The following is a 26486-nucleotide window of genomic DNA, read 5'->3' on the forward strand; positions in this document are numbered from 1 at the left end:
CCGCTGGCTCCCCTGCCCGGAGAACAGGAAGGCGACCGGTCCACGAGCGCCGCGTGCCACGCCGCGCTCGACCTCCGTCACTCCGTCCTCGGTGGCGAGCAGCACCGTGCGGTGCGCGAAGGCGGAGCGGGCCGTTGCCAGCGAGTAGGCCACGTCGACGGCGGGCAGCTCGGGGTGGTGCTCGGTGAAGGACGTGAGCCGCGTGAGCTGGGCGCGCAGCGCCTCCGCGGTCTTGCCGGAGACGAGCCACGGCACTACCGCGGGTACGGTCCGGGCGGGCTCGGTTTCCGGTCGCCGCGTGTCCGCCGGCGCCTGTTCGATGATGACGTGGGCGTTCGTGCCGCTCATGCCGAACGCCGACACGCCCGCCCGGCGCGGCCCGCCGGTCTCGGGCCAGGCGGCGGGCCGGCTGAGCAGCGCGAGTTCGCCGGAGGCCCAGGCGATGTGCGGGGACGGGGCGTCCGCGTGCAGTGTTTTGGGCAGCGTGCCCCGCTGCATCGCCAGGACCATCTTGATCACACCCGCGACACCGGCCGCGGCCTGGGTGTGACCGAGGTTCGACTTGACCGTGCCCAGCAGCAGCGGGCGCTCGCGGTCCTGGCCGTAGGTCGCCAGCAGCGCCTGCGCCTCGATCGGATCGCCCAGCGTGGTGCCCGTGCCGTGCGCGTCGACGGCGTCGATGTCGGTGTATGCCAGCCCCGCGTCGGCCAGCGCCTGCCGGATGACGCGCTGCTGGGAGGGGCCGTTGGGGGCGGTGAGGCCGTTGGACGCACCGTCCTGGTTGACGGCGGTGCCGCGCACGATGCCGCGGACCTCGTGCCCGTTGCGTATCGCGTCGGAGAGCCGTTCCAGTACGAGCACGCCGACGCCCTCCGACCAGGAGGTGCCGTCCGCGTCACCGGAGAACGCCTTGCAGCGGCCGTCCGGGGCCAGTCCGCCCTGGGCGCTGAACTCCACGAAGGCGTCAGGGCTCGACATCACCGACACGCCACCGGCGAGCGCCAGCGAGCACTCGCCGCCGCGCAGCGCCCGGGTGGCCCAGTGCAGGGCGACCAGCGAGGCCGAGCAGGCGGTGTCGACGGTGACCGCCGGGCCTTCGAGACCGAGCACGTACGACACGCGTCCTGACAGCACGCTCGCGGTGTTGCCGGTGGCCGCGTACCCCTGTACGTCGTCGGAACCGGCCCGCAGCACGGCGGTGTAGTCCTGGCCGTTGGTGCCGACGAAGACGCCCGTCTGGCTGCCGCGCAGCGCGCCGGGGTCGATGGCGGCCCGTTCCAGCGCCTCCCACGAGGTCTCCAGCAGCAACCGCTGCTGCGGGTCCATGGCGAGCGCCTCGCGGGGCGAGATCCCGAAGAAGCCGGCGTCGAACTCGGCCACGCCGCTGAGGAATCCGCCCTCGCGGGTGGTGGACGCCCCCGCCGCCAGCGCGTCCAGGTCCCAGTGCCGGTCGGTCGGGAACGGCGAGATCGCGTCGCGCCCCTCCGAGAGCAGCTGCCAGAAGTCCTCGGGCGAGGTCACTCCGCCGGGGAAGCGGCAGCCGATGCCGACGATCGCGATCGGGTCGTCGGCCGGGGGCCGGGTGGCGGAGTCCGTCGGCCGCGTGGCGGGTGCCGCCCGCTCCGGCAGCGATCCGAGCAGCTCGGCGAGCAGGAACTCCGCCAGTTCCTGCGGGGTCGGGTAGTCGTACACCAGCGAAGCGGGCAGGGTCAGCCCGGTGGCCGTGGCGATCCCGTTGCGCAGTTCCAGCGTGGTCAGCGAATCGAAGCCCAGGTCCCGGAAGGTCCAGTCGGCCTCGACGGTGGTTGCGTCGGCGTGGCCGAGCACCGCGGCCACCTGGGTGCGCAGCAGATCCAGCAAGAACCGGCCGCGCTCGGCGTCGGGCATGCCCGCCAGCCGCTGCCGTAGCTCCGACTCGCCGGGTATACGGGCCTCGGGGCCGCCGTCGGTCACGAGGACCTGCCGCACCTCGGGCAGATCACGTACGAGCGGGGCGGGCCTGGCGGAGGTGTAGGCGGGGACGAAGCGGCCCCAGTCGATGTCGGCGACGGTGAGGGCGGTGTCGTCGTGCTCGACGGCGGCGCGCAGCGCGGAGATGGCCAGGTCCGGTGCGAGGGGCGCGAATCCGCCACGCCGTACCCGCCGTTCGATCTCGCCGCTGTCGTGGTCGGCGTCCATGCCGACGCCCACCGCGCTGCCGCCGCCGACCATGCCTGATCCGGCCCACGGGCCCCACGCGATCGACACGGCGGCGCGGCCCCGGGTCCTGCGGTGTTCCGCGAGGGCGTCCAGGTAAGCGTTCGCGGCGGCGTAGTTGCCCTGCCCGGCCGCGCCGATGACGCCCGCCGTCGAGGAGAACAGCACGAATGCCGACAGCTCGGCGTCCTGGGTCAGTTCGTCCAGGTTCCGCGCGGACACTGCCTTGGCGCGCAGTACGGCCGCGAAGTCGTCCGGCGTCAGGTCGTCCACGACGCGGTCCTCGATCACGCCCGCGGTGTGCATGACCGCGGTGAGCGGGCAGTCCTCGGGAATGTCCGCGAGGACCGCGGCGAGAGCGTCCCGGTCAGCGGCGTCGCAGGCCGTGACGGTGACCCGGACGCCGAGTTCGGTGAGTTCCCGCCGCAGGCCGTCGGCGCCCGGCGCCTCCTGGCCGCGCCGGCTGATCAGCAACAGATGGTCCGCGCCCTCGCGGGCCAGCCAGCGGGCGACGTGTCCGCCGAGGCCGCCGGTGCCGCCGGTGACCAGGACGGTGCCGCTCGGTGTGAACTCGCGTGCGGTCCTGTGGTCCGTCGCCACCGGGCTGTGTGCGAGCCTGCGCGCGAACACGCCGGAGGCGCGTACGGCGACCTGGTCCTCGGCGTCCGTGCCGGTGTCCGCGAGGACGCTCCGGAGTCGGCGCGCCGTGGCCGGGTCGATCCGCTCAGGCAGGTCGATCAACCCGCCCCAGCGTCGGGGGTGTTCGAGTGCGACGACGCGGCCGAGGCCCCACACGGCGGCCTGGGCCGGGCTGTGCACCGGCTCGGAGCGGCCGACGGACACCGCGCCTCGGGTGACGCACCACAGCGGGGCGTCGATCCCGGCGTCGCCGAGCGCCTGGAACGCGGTGGCCGTGCGGGCTGAGACCCCGCCGCCGTCAAACGCGTCGTCGTCATCGAGCGCGAGCAGGGAGAGCACCCCGGCGAACTCGCCCTTGGGCAGCCGCTCCGCGAGCGATTCGCGGTCCGCTCCGGTGACCTCGACGCGTACGGTCGGCGCGCCGAGGCCATCGATCACAGCGGTCAGCCACGTGTCGTCGCCGGACCCGGCCGGGGTGAGTACGAGCCACCGGCCAGGCAGGGCCTGCGACCTCGGCGTGGCGCTCGTCGGCTTCCAGATCGCCTGGTAGCGCAGTGCGTCGACGGTGGACCTGTCACGGCGGCGACGGCGCCACGACGACAGCGCCGGAGCCAGCACGCTCACCGCCTCGGCGTCGAGGTCGAGCGTGGCGGCCAGCGAGTCCGTGTCCTCGCGCTCCACCGCGGACCAGAAGTCGGTGTCCGCTCCGTCCTCGGCGGCGGGCGCCACCGGGAGTGCGGGCTCCGCCCAGAACCGCTGCCGCTGGAAGGCGTAGGTGGGCAGTTCGACGCGCCGTGCGCCCATTCCGGCGAAGAAGCCGGACCAGTCCACGGACACGCCGCCCACGTGCGCGCCCGCCAGCGCGGCGGTGATGGCGGGCACCTCGTCGCGGTCGCGGCGCAGTGCCGGGATCACGGCTGTGCGTGCCTGTGCCTCGTCGTCCAGGCAGTCCTGGGCCATGGCGCTGAGCACCCCGTCCGGGCCGAGCTCGAGGAAGGTGCGTACGCCCCGCTCGGCGAGCGTGGCCATGCCTTCGGCGAAGCGGACGGTGCGGCGGACGTGCCGCACCCAGTAGTCCGGGGAGCCCAGCTCCTCGTCGGTGGCGAGTTCGCCGGTGACGGTGGAGACGAGGGGGATCGCCGCCGGGTGGTAGGACACGCGCGCGGCGACGGCGGCGAAGCCGTCGAGCATGGCGTCCATGCGCGGCGTGTGGAAGGCGTGGCTCACCCGGAGCCGCTTGGTCCGCCTGCCGCGCGCCGCCAGGTCGGCCGCCATCGTCTCGACGGCGTCCTCGTCCCCGGCGATCACCAGCGAGGCCGGGCCGTTGACGGCGGCGATGGACACGCGGTCGGTGAGCAGCGGGGCGACCTCGTCCTCGGTGGACTCGACGGCGACCATGGCCCCTCCGGCGGGCAGGTCCTCCATCAGCCGCCCGCGTGCGGCCACCAGCGTGCAGGCGTCCTCCAGCGAGAACACGCCCGCGACGTGTGCCGCGGCCAGTTCGCCGACGGAGTGCCCGGCGAGGTAGTCGGGCGCGATGCCCCAGGATTCGAGGAGCCGGAACAGGGCCACCTCGATCGCGAACAGTGCGGGCTGGGTGTGGCCGGTCCGGTCGAGCAGCGCGGCCTCGGGTGTGCCGTCGTCCGCGAACATGACCTCGCGCAGCGGGCGGGCCAGCTCGGTGTCGAGGTGCGCCAGTACGGCGTCCAGCGCGTCGGCAAACACCGGGAACCGCTCGTACAGCTCCCGGCCCATGCCGGGACGCTGGCCGCCCTGTCCGGTGAACAGGTAGGCGAGCCGGCCCCGGCCCATGCCGCCTCCGCCGCCGTGCACCACGCTCGCGTCGCTCAGGCCGTCGCGCAGCGCCAGCAGGCCGCGGCGCAGGCCGTTCTGGTCGCGGGCGATGACGGCCGCGCGGCGTTCGAAGCTCGACCGGGTCAGCGCCTGTGAGTACGCCAGGTCCGTGAGGTGTGTTCCGGGCCGGTCCTCGACCAGGGACAGCAGCCGGTCGGCCTGCGCCCGCAGCGCGTCGTCGGTGCGGCCGGACAGCACGACGGGGACGATCTCCGCGCGAGGCCCGGCGGCGGGCTCGGCGGGTTCCTCGACGAGCGGCGCCTGTTCGAGAACGGTGTGCACATTGGTGCCGCTGATGCCGAACGAGGACACGCCGGCCCGGCGCGGCCGCCCGGTCTGCGGCCACTCGGTGGGCTCGGTCAGCAGTTCCACCGCGCCCGCGGACCAGTCCACGTGGGACGACGGGGTGTCGGCGTGCAGGGTCGGGGGGAGGACGCCGTGGCGCAGCGCCATCACCATCTTGATCACGCCGGCCGCGCCGGAGGCGGCCTGGGTGTGTCCGATGTTGGACTTGATCGAGCCCAGCAGCAGCGGCCGTCCGCGGTCCTGTCCGTAGGTCGCCAGCAGCGCCTGCGCCTCGATCGGGTCGCCGAGCGCGGTACCGGTGCCGTGGCCCTCGATCGCGTCGATGTCCGCCGCGGACAGTCCCGAGTTGGCCAGCGCCTGCCGGATCACGCGCTGCTGGGACGGCCCGTTGGGGGCGGTCAGGCCGTTGGAGGCGCCGTCCTGGTTGACCGCACTGCCGCGGACCACCGCGAGGATCGGGTGCCCGTTGCGCCGGGCGTCCGACAGCCGCTCCACGAGCACCATGCCGACGCCCTCGGCGAGCGCCATGCCGTCGGCGGAGTCCGCGTACGCCTTGCAGCGTCCGTCGGGGGCCAGCGCCCGCTGGCGGCTGAAGCCGATGAAGGTGCTCGGCGTGGACATGAGGCTCACGCCGCCGGCGAGCGCGAGCGTGCTCTCGCCGTTGCGCAGCGACTGGCAGGCCAGGTGCAGCGCCGTCAGCGAGGAGGAGCAGGCGGTGTCGAGGGTGACCGCGGGGCCCTCCAGGCCCAGCAGGTAGGAGACCCGGCCGGACAGCACGCTGGACAGCGTGCCGGTGACCGCGTGTCCGTCCGGGCCCTCCGAGCCGTCCGCGCCGTCGCCGCTGGGCGCGCCGCCTGCCTGGTAGTCCTGGTAGCTGGCCCCGATGAACGCGCCTGTGAGGGTGGAACGCACGGTGTCGGGGACGATCCCGGCGCGTTCGAACGCCTCCCACGCGGTCTCCAGCAGGAGTCGCTGCTGCGGGTCCATGGTCATCGCCTCGCGCGGCGAGATGCCGAAGAAGGCGGGGTCGAAATCGGCGGCGTGGTGCAGGAAACCGCCTTGCGCGCTGTACGTACGCCCCGGGGTGTCCGGGTCCGGGTCGTACAGGGCGTCGGTGGGCCAGCCGCGGTCGGCCGGGAATCCGGAGATCGCGTCCGCGCCGCCCATGACCAGTTCCCACAGTTCTTCCGGCGAATTGGCCTCGCCCGGGTAACGGCAGCTCATGCCGATGATGGCGATCGGCTCGTCGGTGGTGGCGGACACGGCCGGGGCCGCGGTCCCCTGCTCGTCGCCGGTGATCCCGGTACGCAGGAACTCGGCCAGCGCCACCGGGGTCGGGTAGTCGAACACCATGGTCGCGGGCAGGCTGAGCCCGGTGATCGCGGCCAGCCGGTTGCGCAGGTCTACCGCGGTCAGGGAGTCGAACCCGACCTCCCGGAAGGCGCGCCGCTCGGCCACCGTCTCGACGGAACCGTGGCCGAGCACGGCCGCGGCCTGGCCTCGTACGGTGTCCAGCAGCAGCCGGTCCCGCTCGACGGGCGGCAGAGCGGCCAGCTTCGCCGCGAACTCGCCGTCGCCCGCCTGCCCGGCCTGCGCTTCGGCGGCCTCGACCAGCCGTCGCACCTCGGGCACCTCGTCGAACAGGGACGTCGGGCGGACCGAGCCGAACACCGGGTAGTAGCGGTCCCAGTCGACATCGGCGATCGCGAGCACGGTCTCGTCGTCGTCCATCGCGCGCCGCATCCCGGTCAGCGCGAGGCCCGCGTCCATGAACTCCAGGCCGCTGCGGCGGATCTGGTCCGGAGCGACCCGGCCGATGCCGAGCTCGTTGGCCCAGATGCCCCAGTGGACGGACGTCGCGGTCAGTCCGCGGGCGCGCCGGTTGGCGGCCAGCGCGCTGAGGTAGGCGTTGCCCGCCACGTATGCGGCATGCTGGCCGCTTCCCCACATGCCGGCGACGGACGAGAACAGCACGAAGGCGTCGAGTTCGGTGTCCGCCAGCAGCTCGTCCAGGTTCCGCGCACCAGCGACCTTGGCGTGCATGACCCTGGCGAACGCCGCCATGTCCGTCTCCGCCAGCGTGTGCAGCTCGATGACGGCGGCGGCGTGAATGACGGTGCGCAGGGTGTGGCCTTCGGCCGTCAGCCGGTCCAGCAGCGCGGCGAGCGCCTCGCGGTCGGTGATGTCACAGGTGGCGACGGTGGCTTCGGTGCCCTGCCCGGCCAATTCGTCCACCAGCTCGGCGGCGCCGGGCGCGGCCATGCCCCGGCGGCTGACCAGGACGATCCGTTCGGCGCCCTGGTTCGCCAGCCAGCGCGCGACATGCGGGCCCAGCGTCCCGGTGCCGCCGGTGACCAGCACCGTCCCGCGCGGCTCCCAGGTCCGGCGCGGCTCGCGGTCACCGGCCGGGGCGCGCACGATGCGCCGGGTCAGCACACCGGAGGTGCGTATGGCGAGCTGGTCCTCGCCGCCCGTGGTCTCTGTTCCAGCCCCGGGCCCGGCTCCGGCCAGTATGGCCGCCAGCCGCTGCCCGCCCCGCTCGTCCAGGGTCTCCGGCAGGTCCACCACTCCGCCGTAGAAGCGCGGGTTTTCCAGCGCGGCGGTCCAGCCCACGCCGAGCGTCTGCGCCTGGACCGGGCGGATGACCTGGTCGGAACGCCCGGTGGAGACCGCGCCCCGGGTCAGGCACCACAGGGGTGCCTCGGCGCCGGTGTCCTCCAGGGCCTGTACGAGGGCGACGGCCAGGGCCGTGCCGGCGGCCAGCTCGGGGTACGCCCGGCACGGCTCCTCGGCGGCGGCCAGCAGGGACACGATCCCGGCGATGTCGCTGGGCTGGTCCACCCCGTCTGCCTCTTCTGTCTCATCTGCGTCCGCCAGTCGGGACGCCAGCACGGCACGGTCCAGGCAGGACTCGTCCAGCGCCACCCGGCGTACGCGTGCGCCGTGGGCCCGTAGCGCGGCCACCACGTCTTCGCCGACACCACCCGCGCCCGTACGGCCTTCGCCTTCGGCGGTGACGACCAGCCAGGTTCCCGAGAGCGTCGCCCGGGGCAGGGCGGGCAGCGGCGTCCAGGTGACCTGGTAGCGCCAGTCGTCCACGGTGGACTGCTCGTGCTTGCGACGGCGCCAGGCGGTCAGTCCCGGCAGGATCGCGGCGAGAGCCTCCTCGTCGACGTGCAGGCTCTCGGTCAGACCCGCGAGGTCCGCGCGCTCGACGGCGGCCCAGAAGGCGGCGTCCGCCGGGTCGGCTGCCTCGGCCCGCTCGGCCTCGACGGGCCGTACCCACAACTGCTGGTGCTGGAAGGGGTACGTGGGCAGGTCGACCCGCTTCGCCGCCGGCGCGAAGGCGGCGGTCCAGTCGACGCGTACGCCCCGTACGTACGCCTCGGCCAGCGAGGTCAGCACGCGCCGCGGCCCGTCCTCGCCCCGCCGCAGGGTACCGACGGCCACGGCCGGCACCGCGGTCTCGTCGATCAGGGCCTGCACCCCCATGGTCAACACCGGGTGGGCACTGACCTCGATGAACGCGCGGTGCTGCTCCTCCAGCAGCTGCGCGACCGCGGGCGCGAAGCGCACGGTCCGGCGGAGGTTGCGGTACCAGTACTCGGCGTCCATGCCGCTCGTGTCGAGCCAGTCACCGGTCACGGTGGACAGCAGCGGGACGAGCGAGGCGCGCGGGGTGATCGGCGCCAGCTCGGTGAGCAGTTCGTCGCGCAGATCCTCGACGTGCGCCGAGTGCGAGGCGTAGTCCACAGCGATCTTCCGCGCCCGTACGCCGTCCTCGGTCAGGCGGGCGAACAGTTCGTCCAGCGCTTCTGGATCGCCGCACACCACCACTGCACCGGGGCCGTTCACGGCCGCGATCGACAACCGCTCGTCCCAAGCCTCCAGCCGGGACCGGGCCTCGTCGGCGGACAGCGCCACGGACATCATGCCGCCGCGCCCCGCGAGGCGCCGGCCGATCGCCTGGCTGCGCAACGCCACCACGCGGGCACCGTCCTCGATGGACAGCGCGCCCGCGACCACGGCCGCCGCGATCTCGCCCTGCGAATGGCCGACGACCGCGTCCGGAATGACGCCGTACGACTCCCACACCGACGCCAGCGACACCATCACCGCGAACGACACCGGCTGCACGACGTCGACGCGCTCCAGCGACGGCGCACCGGGCTCCTGCCGCAGGACGTCCTCCAGCGACCAGTCCACGAACCGGCCCAGGGCCGTCGCACACTCGCGGAGCCGCTCGGCGAACACCGGCGACCGGTCCAGCAGAGCGGCGCCCATCCCAGCCCACTGCGTGCCCTGCCCGGGGAAGACGAACACCGTCTTCCCCTCGACATCGGCCTCGCCGCGGACCACGGGAGCCGACAGGTCCTCATCGGAGAACGCGGCCAGTGCGGCCGACAGTTCGGCGCGGTCCGCGCCGACGGCCACCGCGCGCCGCTCGAACGCCGACCGCGATGTCACCAGGGAGAAGCCGACATCGGCGACGTCCACCGGAGCGGCCTCGACGTGCGATACCAGGTCTGCCGCCCGGTCGCGCAGCGAGGCTCCGTCCCGGGCCGACAGCACCCATGGCACCACGCCCCGAGCCTGCTCGGACGGCGACGAAGCCGGGGTGGGTTCGCGTTCGGGGGCGGGTTCGGCCGGTGCCTGTTCCAGCACCGCGTGCGCGTTCGTACCGCTGATCCCGAAAGACGACACCGCGCACCGGCGCGGCTGCCCGGTCTCCGGCCACGGCACCGGCTCGGCGAGCAACCGGAGCGCCCCCGAGGACCAGTCCACATGCGACGAAGGCGTGTCCACGTGCAGGGTCTGCGGCAGAACGCCGAGCCGCAGCGCCATCACCATCTTGATCACGCTCGCGACACCCGCCGCCGACTGGGTGTGGCCGATGTTCGATTTCACGGACCCCAGCCACACCGGCCGCTCGGGATCCCGGTCACGGCCGTAGGTCGCCAGCAGCGCCTGCACCTCGATCGGGTCGCCGAGCGGCGTGCCGGTGCCGTGTGCTTCCACCGCGTCGATCTCGGCGGGCGAGATCCTCGCGGTGGCCAGTGCCTTGCGGATCACCCGCTGCTGCGACGGGCCGTTGGGCGCGGTCAGTCCGTTCGAGGCGCCGTCCTGGTTGATCGCGCTGCCGCGGATGACGGCGAGCACCGGATGCCCGTTGCGCCGCGCGTCCGACAGCCGCTCGACCAGCAGCAGCCCGACGCCCTCGGCCAGCGCCATGCCGTCCGCACCGTCGGAGAACGCTTTGCAGCGGCCGTCGGCGGCGAGCGCGCGCTGGCGACTGAACGCCACGAACGCGTCCGGCGTCGTCATCACCGTGGCGCCCCCGGCCAGCGCGAGCGAGCTCTCGCCGTCGCGCAGGCTCTGGCAGGCCAGGTGGAGGGCGACCAGCGACGAGGAGCAGGCGGTGTCGACCGTGACGGCCGGGCCTTCGAGACCGAGCGCGTACGCCACGCGGCCCGACAGCACGCTCGGAATGGACCCGGTGACCATGTGCCCCTCGGTGCCGTCGCCCGCGCCACGGCCGTAGTCCTGGTAGCTGGAGCCGATGAACGCGCCGGTCAGGGTGGAGTGCAGCGCGGCCGGGTCGATCCCGGCCCGTTCGACGGCCTCCCACGCGGTCTCCAGCAGCAGGCGCTGCTGCGGGTCCATCACCAGCGCCTCGCGCGGCGAGATGCCGAAGAAGACCGGGTCGAACGCGCCCGCGTCGTGCAGGAACCCGCCCTGTGTGGAGTAGGTCGTGCCGCTGCGGTCCGGATCCGGGTCGTACAGGCCGGTGGTGTCCCAGCCACGGTTGACCGGGAATTCCGAGACCGCGTCCGCCCCGGAGGAGACCAGGTCCCAGAACTGCTCGGGCGAGTTGACGCCACCGGGGAAGCGGCAGCTCATCCCGATGATCGCGATCGGCTCGTCGTCGATGGACGCGGCAGGGACGGCGCCCGCGCCGTACGCATCGGTGGTCTCGGTGCCGTCGGCGGCGTCGATCAGCAGCTCCGCCCGCAGATACCGGGCCAGCGCGACGGGGGTCGGATAGTCGAAGACCATGGTGCTGGGCAGGGTCAAGTCGGTGACCAGGCCGAGCCGCTTGCGCAGTTCCACGGCGGTCAGCGAGTCGAACCCGTGGTCCTGGAAGGCCCTGTCCGGCTTGATGGCGTCCGGGCCGGGGTGCCCGAGCACAGCGGCCGCGTGGGTACGGACCAGGTCGAGCAGCACCGGCAGCCGGCCGCTCTCCGGGGCCTCATGCAAACGCTCGCGTAGTGCCGAGGCCGCCGTTTCGCTCTCGCGCCGCGCTTCCCTGGCCGTCTCCGCGGCCTCACGCGCGCCGGGCAGCGTAGTGAGCGACGCGATGGACCGCAGGCTGAACAGCGCCTCCAGCACCTGCTTATCGCCCAGGTCTGCGACAATCGTGGTCGCGTGCGGCTCGGCCACCAGCTCGGACAGGGCTTCCAACGCGAGCCGTGGTTCCAGCGCCGTAGTCCCCGCGTGCCGCGCCCGCGCGGCCATGCCGTCCCCGCTCCAGGCGCCCCAGGCGATCGAGGTCGCGGGCAGACCTCGCGACCGGCGCTGCAGAGCCAGCGCGTCCAGCACCGCGTTGGCGGCCGCGTAGTTCGCCTGGCCGAGGTTGCCCAGGGCACCGGCCACCGACGAGAACAGCGCGAACACCGACAGACCGCGGTCGGCCGTCAGCTCGTCCAGCAGCATCGCCGGAGCGACCTTGGACTGGAACACTCCCTCGAACCGCTCCGGGGTCAGACCGTCCAGCATCGCGTCGTCCAGCACCCCGGCCGCGTGCACCACACCGGTCAGCGGGAACTCGGCCGGGACGGCGGCCAGTACGCCTTCCAGCTCGGCGCGATCGGCGACATCGCAGGCCACGACCGTGACCCGGGCGCCCAGTGCGGTCAGCTCCGTTTCCAGTTCCGGTGCGCCCGGCGCGCCCGGTCCACGGCGGCTCAACAACAGCAGGTGTTCCGTGCCGCGTTCGGCCAGCCATCGGGCCACGTGCGCGCCCAGCGCGCCGGTACCACCGGTGATCAGCACCGTGCCCGACGGCTCCCAGCACGTCGCGCCCTCACTCTCGACGATGGGGGTGAGGGTGGGGTCGACGGGCGGGGTGGGCGCGGGAGCGGACACCAACCGACGGCCGTAGACGCCCGAGGCGCGAACCGCGACCTGGTCCTCATCACCCGGCCCGGCCAGCACCCCGACCAACCGTCGCACGACCAGGTCGTCGAGCTCCTGTGGCAGATCGATCAGTCCACCCCAACGGTCCGAGTACTCCAACGCGGCGACCCGGCCCAGCCCCCACACCGCGGCCTGCACAGGGTGGCTTACCGGATCGGCGGACCCCACCGACATCGCGCCGCGAGTCACCGCCCACACGGGCGCCCCGATCCCGGCATCCTCCAGCGCCTGCGCCAGAACCGCCGTGTCCACCGCACCGGCGGGCACACCCGGCCAACGAGCCCATTCGTCAGCCGCGAGCAGAGACACCACGCCCGAGGGCTCTGCCACACCCTGTGCAGTCACCTCGGCTATCTGTCGGGTGAGTTGCTCGGCCAATGCCGCACGCTCGGCGTCTTCGACCACCACCCGCACCACGTCCCCGCCCAGCGCAGCAAGCACGAACCGAACCCACTCGTGCTCGGCCTCGTCTGCCGGGACCACAACCAACCAGGTCCCGGACAACGCCGTCGGCAGCGTGCCGCTCAACGCCTGCCATGTCTCCCGGTACCGCAACGAATCCACCGCCGACCGGGTCCGGCTCCGGTTACGCCAGGCCGCCAGCGCGGACACCACGCCGTCCAACGCGTCCGTGTCGATCTCCAGGCGGGCCGCCAGGCCCTCCAGGTCCTCACTCTCAACCGCGGCCCAGAACTCCGCGTCGACCCCGTCCACGGCCATCCCGGCCTGGGTCCCCGCGCTCTGAGCCGCCTCGGGCCAATACCGCTGCCGTTGGAAGGCGTAGGTGGGCAGTTCGACCCGGCGCGCACCGGTGCCGGTGTAGATCGCCCGCCAGTCCACGGCCACGCCGGTCACGTGCAGGCGGGCGAGCGCGGTGAGTGCCGCGGTCTCCTCCGGGCGGTCCTCACGCAGCACCGGCACCACCACGGCCTCATCCGGTGCCGACTCCCGGACCAGGGCCGACAGCACACCGTCCGGGCCCAACTCCAGGAACGTCCGCACCCCGGCGTCGGCCAGCTCCTGAACGCCATCGGTGAACCGTACGGTCTCCCGCACATGCCGCACCCAATACTCCGGCGAACACAACTCCCCGGCCGTGGCAAGGGCACCAGTCAGGTTCGACACCACCGGAATCACCGGCTCACCGAACTCCAGACCCTCCACGACGGCACGGAAATCATCCAGCATCGAATCCATCAGCGGCGAGTGGAACGCGTGACTCACCGCGAGCCTGCTCGTACGCCGCCCGCCAGCCTCGAACCGTGCCGCAACCTCCAGCACCGCATCCTCGGCACCGGAGACCACCACCGACGACGGCCCGTTCACCGCCGCGATCGACACCTGATCGGACAACAACGGCCAGACCTCGTCCTCGGCGGCCTGCACCGCCACCATCGCACCACCGGCCGGCAGCGCCTGCATCAACCGAGCCCGCGCCATCACCAGCGCGCACGCGTCTTCCAACGACAGGACACCCGCCACGTGTGCTGCCGCCACCTCGCCGATCGAATGCCCACCCACAAAGTCCGGAGTCACACCCAGCGACTCCACCAGCCGGAACAACGCCACCTCGACCGCGAACAGGGCGGGCTGGGCCGACCCAGTGCTGTTCAAGGCCCCGGCGTCCTCACCCCACATCACCCTCCGCACTGAATCGTCCAAGTGCGCGAGTACGGCATCCAGCGCCTCCGCGAACACCGGGAACCGGCCATACAGCTCCCGGCCCATACCCAGCCGCTGCGCACCCTGCCCGGAGAACACCACAGCCAACGAACCCTGACCCACCGCACCCCGAGCAGCCTCGACCACACCCTCCTCAGAAGCCAGCAACACCGCCCGATGCTCGAACACCGACCGCCCGACGGCCAGCGAGAAACCGATGTCCAGTGACCCGGCACTGCCCGCGAGAGACCTGGTCTGATCCACCTGCGCGTCCAGCGCGGCCTCGGTCTTCGCCGACACCATCCACGGCACCACACCCGGCACCACCACCGGCTCCGGCTCCGGCTCCCCGACCGGCAGCTCAACCAAAGGCGCGGCCTCAAGAATCACATGCGCATTGGTGCCGCTGATCCCGAACGAAGACACACCCGCCCGGCGCGGACGGCCCGCCTCCGGCCACGCAGTGTTGTCCGCCACCAACCGCACGTCCCCGGCCGTCCAGTCCACGTGTGACGACGGCACCTCGGCGTGCAGCGTGCGCGGCAGCACCCCATGCCGCATCGCCATCACCGTCTTGATCACACCCGCGACACCCGCCGCAGCCTGCGTATGACCAATATTCGACTTCACCGAGCCGAGCAGCAGCGGACGCTCGACATCCCGGTCCTGCCCATAGGTGGCCAGCAGGGCCTGCGCCTCGATCGGATCACCCAAAGTGGTACCCGTCCCGTGTGCCTCCACGGCATCGACATCCACCGGGGAGAGCCCGCCACTGGCCAGCGCCTGCCGGATCACCCGCTGCTGGGAGGGACCATTCGGCGCGGTCAACCCATTCGACGCACCATCCTGATTCACCGCACTACCCCGCACCACAGCCAGCACGGAGTGCCCATTCCGCTGGGCATCGGACAACCGCTCCAACACCAGCATGCCGACACCCTCACCCCAGCCCACACCATCAGCCGAATCCGAGAACGCCTTACAACGACCATCAGCAGACAGCCCACCCTGCCGCGAGAACTCCACAAACGTCGTCGGCGTCGACATCACCGTCACACCACCAGCCAACGCCAACGAACACTCACCCGCACGCAACGCCTGCGCCGCCAGATGCATCGCCACCAACGACGACGAACACGCCGTATCGATCGTGACCGTCGGACCCTCAAGCCCGAGCGTGTACGACACGCGGCCCGACGCCACACTCGGCGCACTCGCGTTACCCCGGAACCCCTCAAACTCCTGACCACCCAGCAACGAGGCGTAGTCGTTGTACATCACCCCGGCAAACACGCCAGTCCGGCTCCCCCGCAACGACACCGGATCAACACCGGCACGCTCAACGGCCTCCCACACCGTCTCCAACAACAACCGCTGCTGCGCATCAGTCGCCAACGCCTCACGCGGACTCATCCCAAAAAACGCCGCATCGAACGCACCCGCATCGTGCAGAAACCCACCCGCACGCGTCGACGACGTCCCCAGATGATCCGGATCCGGATGGTAAAGCCTCCCCAGATCCCAACCCCGATCAACAGGGAACTCACCAACCGCATCCACCCCACCAGACACCAACCGCCACAGATCATCCGGAGACGACACCCCGCCCGGATACCGGCAGGCCATCCCCACGATCACCACCGGATCATCCGCCACCGACGGCAACACACCCACCGGCACCGACACACCCGTATCCGACCCCAGCAACTCATCACACAGATGGTCCGCGAGTGCCTGCGCGGTCGGATAGTCGAACACCAGCGTCGCCGGAAGCCGCAACCCCGTCGCCGCACCCAACCCATTACGCAGCTCCACCGCCATCAACGAATCAAAGCCCAGATCACGGAACGTACGAGCTGCATCCACCCCCGCAGCACCCTCGTACCCGAGCACCAACGCGACCCGATTGCGCACCAGGTCCAGCAGCACCTCCCGCTGCTCTACCTCGCCCAGCCCAGCCAGCCGTTGCATCAGCCCGGTGGACGCAATCCGCCCGGCCGTGCGGCGCGTACGGATCAGACCGCGCAGCAGAGGCGGCACCTCACCACGAGCCCGCAGCGCCGACAGATCCAGCCGCACCGGCAACACCACCGGCTCCTCAGCCCCCACAGCGGCATCGAACAGCGCCACACCCTGCTCGACAGACAACGGCGGCAGACCCGCACTCGCCATCCGCTCCCGATCGGCGGGAGCCAGATCGCCGAGCATGCCGCCAGGATGGTCCCACGGCCCCCACGCCAACGACACACCCGGCAGCCCCTGATCACGCCGGTACCGCACCAACGCGTCCAAGAACGCATTCCCGGCGGCATAACTCCCCTGACCCGCACTGCCCAACGTCCCCGCCGCGGAGGAGAACACCACGAACGCAGACAAGTCCAAGCCCTGCGTCAGCTCATGCAGATGCCACGCCGCATCCACCTTCGGACGCAACACCGCATCAACACGCCCCGGAGTCAACGCACCAATCACACCGTCATCGAGCACACCAGCCGCATGCACCACAGCCGAAATCTCACGCCCGGCCAGCACCTCCGCCAGCGCCTCACGATCAGCCACATCACACGCCACCACCTCGACCCGGGCACCCAATCCGGTGAGTTCGGCGACCAGGTCCTCAGCACTCGGCGATGCCATCCCCCGCCGGGACACCAGCAGCAGATCCCGCACACCACGCTCGGCCACCAGGTGCCGGGCCACCACTGCACCCAGGCCGCCGGTGCCGCCCGTGACCAACACGCTGCCCTGCCCATCCCACACCCGCACCACAGCGTCGGACACACCCAAGCGAGCCAACCGCGGCACCACCAACCGCCCATCCCGCGCCGCCAACTCCGGCTCGGGCTGCGCCAACGCCCGCGCCAACACCGCCCCCGACACAGCACCGTCACCAAGATCCAGCAACGTGATCCGATCCGGATGCTCCGACTGCGCCGACCGCACCAAACCCCACACCGACGCCACCGCCAGATCACCGACAGCACCACGCGCCACCACAACCAGACGAGACCCCGCGAACCGCTCCCCCTCCAACCACCCCTGAACCAACCCCAAAGCCCACACCGCAGAAGCGTGGACGGAATCCACCACCCCGTCATCGCGCCCCTCGGCACCAACCACAGCCAACACCACATCCGGCACCGGGCCCTCAGCCACAGCCAACGCGGCCAGATCCGCACACCCCTCCACGGAGATCCCCGCATCCCGCAACCCATCGCTCAAGCCACCATCCGAGCCGACCACCGCAACCGCCGACGGCCCCGCATCCACCCCCTCAGCCACCGGAGCCCACTCCACCCGGAACAACGAATCCCGGCCAACCGTCCCGCCAACACCGAACTGTTCGGCCGTTACCGGGCGGACCAGGAGGCCGTCCACCGAAGCAACCGGTGCGCCCACCACATCCGCGACCTCGATGGACACCGCCCCCCGCTCGCCATACGACAACCGAGCCCGCACCGTCGTCGCTCCAGAGGCGAAGAACGAGACACCCTCCCAAGAAAACGGCAGCACCCCGTTCTCAGCGTCCTCGCTGCCACCTGCAAACACCGCCGCGTGCAACACCGCGTCCAGCAGAGCGGGATGCACACCAAACCCACCGGGCTCAACCTCTTCTGGCATTGCAACCTCGGCAAACACGGCATCACCGCGCCGCCAAGCAGCCCGCAGCCCCCGAAACACGGACCCGTACTCAAAGCCAGCCTCGGCCCGGTTCTCATAAAAGCCATCCAGATCGACCGGCTCGGCGCCCAACGGCGGCCACACCGCGGCATCGAACCCAATGCCGGGCAGCTCGTCCGCCGCGGCCAGGACGCCCGTGGCGTGCTGGGTCCACGGCAGTTCGTCGGTGCCATCCGGCCGGGAGAAGATCTTCACCGACCGGTGCCCAGAGTCGTCAGGTTCACCGACGAACACCTGGATCTGCACCGCGCCCAGCTCCAGCAACACCAGAGGCGCAGCAAGCGTCAGCTCCTCGACACGGTCACACCCGACCTCGTCACCGGCCCGGATCGCCAACTCCACGAAAGCCGTACCCGGCACCAGAACCCGGCCCATCACCACGTGATCAGCCAGCCACGGATGCGATGCCAACGACAGGCGACCGGCGAACACCACACCGTCCGAGTCGGCCAACGACACCGCCGCACCCAGCAGCGGATGCTCAGCCGAGGCCAGGCCAGCAGCCCGTACGTCCCCCATGCCGGCCAGAGCGGTGGGCCAGAACCGCTGCCGCTGAAACGCGTACGTAGGCAACGCGACTCGCTGGGCGTCCGTGCCCGCGAAGAACGCCCGCCAGTCCACGGCCACACCGGTCACGTGGAGCCGCGCCAGCGCCGCGACGGCAGCCGCCTCCTCCAGGCGGTCCTTACGCAGCACCGGCACCACCACGGCCTCATCCGGTACCGACTCCCGGACCAGCGCCGACAGCACACCGTCCGGCCCCAGCTCCAGGAACGTCCGCACCCCGGCCTCCGACAACGCCTGAACGCCATCGGCGAACCGTACGGTCTCCCGCACATGCCGCACCCAGTACTCCGGCGAGCACAGCTCGTCGGCCGGGGCGAGGCCGCCGGTCAGGTTCGACACCACCGGAATCCTCGGCGTACGGAACTCCAGCCCCTCCGCGACGGCGCGGAATGCGTCGAGCATCGAGGACATGAGTGGTGAGTGGAAGGCATGGCTGACCGCGAGCCTGCTCGTACGCCGTCCGTCGGCCTCGAACCGTGCCGCAACCTCCAGCACCGCATCCTCGGCGCCGGACAGCACCACCGACGACGGCCCGTTCACCGCCGCGATCGACATCCGATCGGACAACAACGGCCAGACCTCGTCCTCGGCGGCCTGCACCGCCACCATCGCACCACCGGCCGGCAACGCCTGCATCAAACGGGCCCGTGCGGACACCAATGCGCACGCGTCCTCAAGCGACAGGACGCCCGCGACGTGCGCGGCGGCCACCTCGCCGATCGAATGCCCGCCCACGAAGTCCGCAGCCACACCCAGCGACTCCACCAGCCGGAACAGCGCCACCTCGACGGCGAACAGGGCAGGCTGAGCCGACCCGGTGCTGTTCAGAGCCTCCGCATCCCCGCCCCACATCACCCCACGCACCGAGTCATCCAGGTGCGCGAGCACGGCATTCAGCGCCTCAGCGAACACCGGGAACCGGCCATACAACTCCCGACCCATCCCCAGCCGCTGCGCACCCTGCCCGGAGAACACCACAGCCAGCGAACCCTGACCCACCGCACCCCGAGCAGCCTCAACCACACCTTCCTCAGAGGCCAGCAACACCGCCCGATGCTCGAACACCGACCGTCCGGCGGCCAGCGAGAAACCGATGTCCAGTGACCCGGCACTGCCCGCGAGAGACCTGATCTGATCCACCTGCGCATCCAGCGCGGCCTCGGTCTTCGCCGACACCACCAACGGCACGACCTCGACCCGAGCTGCCTCAACCCCGCCCTCGGCCTCGGTCTCGATCCGCTCGGGAAGCCCCGCAGGCTCTGAAGGCTGCTCCAGGATCAGATGCGCATTGGTGCCGCTGATCCCGAACGAAGACACACCCGCCCGGCGCGGACGACCTACCTCCGGCCACGCAGTGTTATCCCGCAACAACGTGACGTCCCCGGTCGTCCAGTCGACATGTGACGACGGAGCATCCACGTGCAGGGTGCGCGGCAGCACCCCGTGCCGCATCGCCATCACCGTCTTGATCACACCCGCGACACCCGCCGCAGCCTGCGTATGACCAATATTCGACTTCACCGACCCCAACAACAACGGACGCTCGACATCCCGGCCCTGCCCATACGTGGCCAGCAGGGCCTGCGCCTCGATCGGATCACCCAGCGTCGTCCCCGTCCCATGCGCCTCCACGGCATCGACATCCACCGGAGAGAGCCCGCCACTGGCCAGCGCCTGCCGGATCACCCGCTGCTGGGAGGGACCATTCGGCGCGGTCAACCCATTCGACGCACCATCCTGATTCACCGCACTACCCCGCACCACCGCCAGCACGGAGTGCCCGTTCCGCTCAGCATCGGACAACCGCTCCAACACCAGCATGCCGACACCCTCACCCCAGCCCACACCATCAGCCGAATCCGAGAACGCCTTGCACCGGCCATCAGGGGACAGCCCACCCTGCCGCGAGAACTCCACAAACGTCGTCGGCGTCGACATCACCGTCACACCACCAGCCAACGCCAACGAACACTCACCCGCACGCAACGCCTGCGCCGCCAGATGCATCGCCACCAACGACGACGAACACGCCGTATCGATCGTGACCGTCGGACCCTCAAGCCCGAGCGTGTACGACACGCGGCCCGACGCCACACTCGGCGCACTCGCGTTACCCCGGAACCCCTCAAACTCCTGACCACCCAGCAACGAGGCGTAGTCGTTGTACATCACCCCGGCAAACACGCCAGTCCGGCTCCCCCGCAACGACACCGGATCAACACCGGCACGCTCAACGGCCTCCCACACCGTCTCCAACAACAACCGCTGCTGCGCATCAGTCGCCAACGCCTCACGCGGACTCATCCCAAAAAACCCCGCATCGAACGCACCCGCATCGTGCAGAAACCCACCCGCACGCGTCGACGACGTCCCCAGATGATCCGGATCCGGATGGTAAAGCCTCCCCAGATCCCAACCCCGATCAACAGGGAACTCACCAACCGCATCCACCCCACCAGACACCAACCGCCACAGATCATCCGGAGACGACACCCCACCCGGATACCGGCAAGCCATCCCCACAATCACCACCGGATCATCCGCCACCGACGGCAACACACCCACCGGCACCGACACACCCGTATCCGACCCCAACAACTCATCCAGGAGATGGACAGCCAACGACTGGACGGTCGGGTAGTCGAACACCAGCGTCGCCGGAAGCCGCAACCCCGTCGCCGCACTCAACCCATTACGCAGCTCCACCGCCATCAACGAATCAAAGCCCAGATCACGGAACGCACGGGCGGGATCCACCACCGTGGCACTCTCATGCCCGAGCACCAACGCCACCTGGCCCCGCACCAGATCCAGCAGCACCTCCCCCTGCTCGACCTCGCCCAGGCCACTGAGCCGCTGCGCCAGCCCGGTAGCGGCGGCACGGCGTAGGGGCGTACGGATCAAGCCACGCAACAGCGGCGGCACCTCACCACGCGCCTTCAGCGTCGGCAGATCCAGCCGCACCGGCAACACCACCGGCTCCCCAACACCCACAGCAGCATCGAACAACGCCACACCCTGCTCGACAGACAACAGCGGGAAGCCCGAACGGTGCATCCGCTCCCGATCGGCGGAACTCAGCTCACCGAGCATGCCGTCGGCCTGCTCCCACGGGCCCCAGGCCAGCGACACACCCGGCAGCCCCTGATCACACCGGTACCGCACCAGCGCATCCAAGAACGCATTCCCCGCGGCGTAACTCCCCTGACCCGCACCACCGAACGTGCCCGCCACGGAGGAGAACACCACGAACGCGGACAAGTCCAGGCCCTGGGTCAGCTCATGCAGATGCCACGCCGCATCCACCTTCGGACGCAACACCGCATCGACACGCTCCGGGGTGAGAACCCCGATCAGACCGTCGTCCAGGACCCCGGCGGTATGCACCACCGCGGACACCTCATGCACGGCCAGCACTTCGGCCAGCGCCTCGCGATCAGCCACATCACACGCCACTACCTCAACCCGCGCGCCCGACTCCACCAACTCCGCGACCAACTCCTCGGCACCCAGCGAAGCCATCCCCCGCCGGGACATCAGCAGCAGATCCCGCACACCACGCTCGGCCACCAGATGCCGCGCCACCACCGCACCCAAACCACCCGTACCACCCGTGATCAACACCCTGCCCGACCCATCCCACACCCGCACCACAGAGTCGGACACACCCACCGGCGCCAACCGCGGCACCACCAACCGCCCCTCACGAACCGCCAACTCCGGCTCGGGCTGAGCCAACGCCCGCGACAACACCGCTCCCGACACGGCACTGTCACCAAGGTCCAGCAGCGTGATCCGACCCGGATGCTCCGACTGCGCCGACCGCACCAAACCCCACACCGACGCCACCGCCAGGTCATCGGCGTTCCGCGCGGTGACCGCGCCCTGGGTCACCATCACCAACCGGGACCGGGTGAAACGCTCCTCCACCAGCCAGTCCTGCACCAGTTCCAGAGCGGAAGCAGCACTCGCGTGGACAGCGTCCACCACGTCGTTCTGGGACCGCGCACCGGGCAGCGCAGCCAACACAACGTCCGGCACCGACTCATCCGCTGCGGACAGCGCCGCGAGATCCGCGCATACCCGGACCTCGGTGCCCGCGTCCCGAAGCGCGGCAGCCAAAGCGTCGTCCGCGCCGACCACCGCAACCGCGGCGGCTCCGGTCTCAACCGACCCGGTCGGCAGGGGAGTCCAGTCGATGCGGAACAGCGAGTCACTACCCGCGCCGGAAGCCGCGTCGTCCAGCTGTCCTGGGACTATCGGGCGGGTAGCGAGAGAATCGATGGAAGCGACGAGGCCGCCATCGGTGTCCGCGATCGCGACCGAGACCGCCCCCTGGCCGGTGCGCGACAGGCGCGCCCGCACCGTCGTGGCCCCGGAGGCGTAGAGCGACACGCCGTCCCAGGAGAACGGCAGCGCCGTACTCTCTACGTCCGGATTGTCGTTGCCGGATCCCGCCGCCCCCGCCGCCTGCAATACCGTGTCCAGCAGAGCTGGATGCAAGCCGAACTCGCCGGCTTCAACCTCCTCCGGCAGCCCAACCTCGGCAAACACCACATCACCGCGCCGCCACACCCTCCGGAGACCTCGGAACACCGGCCCGTAGTCGAAACCCATCTCCGCAAGCCGCTCGTAGCGTTCGCTGAGATCGACCGATTCGGTGCCAGGCGGCGGCCATACGGCCGCGTCGAAGTCGACGTCCACCCGGTCGATGCCACTCGCGGCCAGCACACCCGACGCGTGCTGCGTCCAGGTCGCGTCCACCGCGTGCTCGGGCCGCCCGTGGACGGTGAGAGCGCGTTGGCCATCACTATCGGCGGCCCCCACCCGCACCTGGATCTGCGCAGCGCCGCGCTCCGGCAGAACCAATGGGGCGGACAGGGTCAGCTCCTCGACTCGGTCACACCCGACCTCGTCACCGGCCCGGATCGCCAACTCCACGAACGCAGTTCCCGGCACCAGAACGCGACCCATCACCACGTGATCGGCCAGCCACGGATGCGATCCCGCCGACAGGCGACCGGAGAACACGACACCGTCCGAGTCGGCCAACGACACCGCCGCGCCGAGCAGCGGATGCTCAGCCGAGGCGAGGCCGGCGGCCCGCACATCGCCCGGAGCAGCCGCAGCCGCAGGCCAATACCGCTGCCGCTGGAAAGCGTAGGTAGGCAGCTCGACCCGGCGCGCACCGGTGCCGGTGAAGAACGCCCGCCAGTCCACGCCCACACCAGCGACATTCAGACGAGCCAGACCGGTCACCAAAGCCAGTTCTTCGCCACGATCCTTACGAAGGGCAGGAACGACCACGGCTACGTCGGGTGCCGACTCCCGGACCAAGGCCGACAGCACACCGTCCGGCCCCAGCTCCAGGAACGTCCGCACCCCGGCGTCGGCCAGCTCCTGAACGCCATCGGTGAACCGTACGGTCTCCCGCACATGCCGCACCCAGTACTCCGGCGAGCACAGCTCGTCGGCCGTGGCGACGGCACCGGTCAGATTCGACACCACCGGAATCGCCGGCTCACGGAACTCCAGACCAGCCACCGCGACACGGAAATCATCCAGCATCGCATGCATCAGCGGCGAGTGGAACGCGTGACTCACCGCGAGCCTATTCGTCCGCCTGCCCTCGAACCGTGCCGCAACCTCCAGCACCGCATCCTCATCGCCGGAGACCACCACCGACGACGGCCCGTTGACCGCCGCGATCGACACCCGACCGGACAGCTGGGGCAGGACTTCGTCCTCCGTTGCCTGCACCGCCACCATCGCACCACCGGCCGGCAGCGCCTGCATCAACCGAGCACGCGCAGACACCAAAGCACACGCGTCCTCCAACGACAGGACACCCGCCACATGCGCGGCGGCCACCTCGCCGATCGAATGGCCCCCCACGAAGTCCGGCCGCACCCCAAAGGACTCGGCCAGCCGGAACAGCGCCACCTCGACGGCGAACAGGGCAGGCTGAGCCGACCCGGTGCTGTTCAGAGCCTCCGCATCCTCGCCCCACATCACCCCACGCACCGAGTCATCCAGGTGCGCGAGTACGGCATCCAGCGCCTCCGCGAACACCGGGAACCGGCCATACAACTCCCGACCCATACCCAGCCGCTGCGCACCCTGCCCGGAGAACACCACAGCCAACGAACCCTGACCCACCGCACCCCGAGCAGCCTCAACCACACCCTCCTCAGAGGCCAGCAACACCGCCCGATGCTCGAACACCGACCGCCCGGCGGCCAGCGAGAAACCCACATCCAGCGGAGAACGGACCGCCCCGTCATCCGCAAAGGACCTCAACTGGTCGACCTGCGCGTCCAGCGCGGCCTCGGTCTTCGCCGACACCACCCACGGCACCACACCCGGCACCACCACCGGCTCCGGCTCCCCCACCGGCAGCTCAACCAAAGGCGCGGCCTCAAGAATCACATGCGCATTGGTGCCGCTGATCCCGAACGAAGACACACCCGCCCGACGCGGACGACCCGCCTCCGGCCACGCAGTGTTATCCCGCAACAACGCGACGTCCCCGGCCGTCCAGTCGACATGTGACGACGGAGCATCCACGTGCAGGGTGCGCGGCAGCACCCCGTGCCGCATCGCCATCACCGTCTTGATCACACCCGCGACACCCGCCGCAGCCTGCGTATGACCAATATTCGACTTCACCGAACCCAACAACAACGGATGCTCGACATCCCGGCCCTGCCCATACGTGGCCAGCAGCGCCTGCGCCTCGATCGGATCACCCAAAGTGGTACCGGTCCCGTGCGCCTCCACGGCATCGACATCCACCGGGGAGAGCCCGCCACTGGCCAGCGCCTGCCGGATCACCCGCTGCTGCGAGGGACCATTCGGCGCGGTCAACCCATTCGACGCACCATCCTGATTCACCGCACTACCCCGCACCACCGCCAGCACGGAGTGCCCATTCCGCTCAGCATCGGACAACCGCTCCAACACCAGCATGCCGACACCCTCACCCCAGCCCACACCATCAGCCGAATCCGAGAACGCCTTACAACGACCATCAGCAGACAGCCCACCCTGCCGCGAGAACTCCACAAACGTCGTCGGCGTCGACATCACCGTCACACCACCAGCCAACGCCAACGAACACTCACCCGCACGCAACGCCTGCGCCGCCAGATGCATCGCCACCAACGACGACGAACACGCCGTATCAACCGTCACCGTCGGCCCCTCAAGCCCCAGGCTGTACGACACGCGGCCCGACGCCACACTCGGCGCACTACCACTCCCCCGCAGCCCATCGAACTCCCGCCCCGACAACAACGTCCCGTAATCGCCATACATCACACCGGCGAACACCCCGGTCCGACTCCCCCGCAACGACACCGGATCCACACCGGCACGCTCAACGGCCTCCCACACCGTCTCCAACAACAACCGCTGCTGCGCATCAGTCGCCAACGCCTCACGCGGACTCATCCCAAAAAACGCCGCATCAAACGCGCCCGCATCGTGCAGAAACCCACCCGCACGCGTCGACAGCTCCAGGTCCCAACCCCGCTCCGCAGGAACCTCACCGACCGCATCCACCCCACCAGACACCAACCGCCACAGATCATCCGGAGACGACACCCCACCCGGATACCGGCAGGCCATCCCCACAATCACCACCGGATCATCCGCCACCGACGGCAACACACCCACCGGCACCGACACACCCGTATCCGACCCCAACAACTCATCACACAGATGACTCACCAGGGCCTGCGCGGTCGGGTAGTCGAACACCAGCGTCGCCGGAAGCCGCAACCCCGTCGCCGCACTCAACCCGTTACGCAGCTCCACCGCCATCAACGAATCAAAGCCCAGATCACGGAACGACCGTCCAGGATCGATCGCCGCAGCACCCTGATACCCCAGCACCAGCGCCACCTGACTACGCACCAGGTCCAGCAGCACCTCCCGCTGCTCGACCTCGCCCAGCCCGCTGAGCCGCTGCGCCAGCCCGGAAGCCGCGGCCCGTGCGGCGGCACGGCGGAGGGGCGTACGGATCAAGCCACGCAGCAGAGGCGGCACCTCACCACGAGCCCGCAGCGCAGACAGATCCAACCGCACCGGCAACACCACCGGCTCCTCAGCCCCCACAACGGCATCGAACAGCGCCACACCCTGCTCGACGGACAACGGCGGCAGACCTGCACGCGACATCCGCTCCCGATCGGAGGCGCTCAGATCACCGAGCATGCCGTCGGTCTGCTCCCACGGGCCCCAGGCCAGCGACACACCCGGCAGCCCCCGGTCCCGCCGGTACCGCACCAACGCGTCCAAGAACGCGTTCCCCGCGGCATAACTCCCCTGACCCGCACCACCGAACGTCCCCGCCGCGGAGGAGAACACCACGAACGCAGACA

1 protein-coding gene (running past both ends of the window) is annotated in these 26486 nt (G+C 70.7%); it reads right to left on the minus strand.

All 26486 nt of this window come from inside a single coding sequence — locus HYQ63_RS01210, type I polyketide synthase, on the minus strand. Of the gene's 38766 coding nucleotides, 4582 precede the window and 7698 follow it; the stretch shown corresponds to coding positions 4583-31068, spanning codon 1528 (partial) through codon 10356 (complete); the first complete codon in reading order (the gene reads right to left) occupies positions 26482-26484. Both codon boundaries (start and stop) fall beyond the window edges.

This window comes from Streptomyces sp. Rer75, from assembly GCF_013414305.1.
Lineage (GTDB): Bacteria > Actinomycetota > Actinomycetes > Streptomycetales > Streptomycetaceae > Streptomyces > Streptomyces himastatinicus.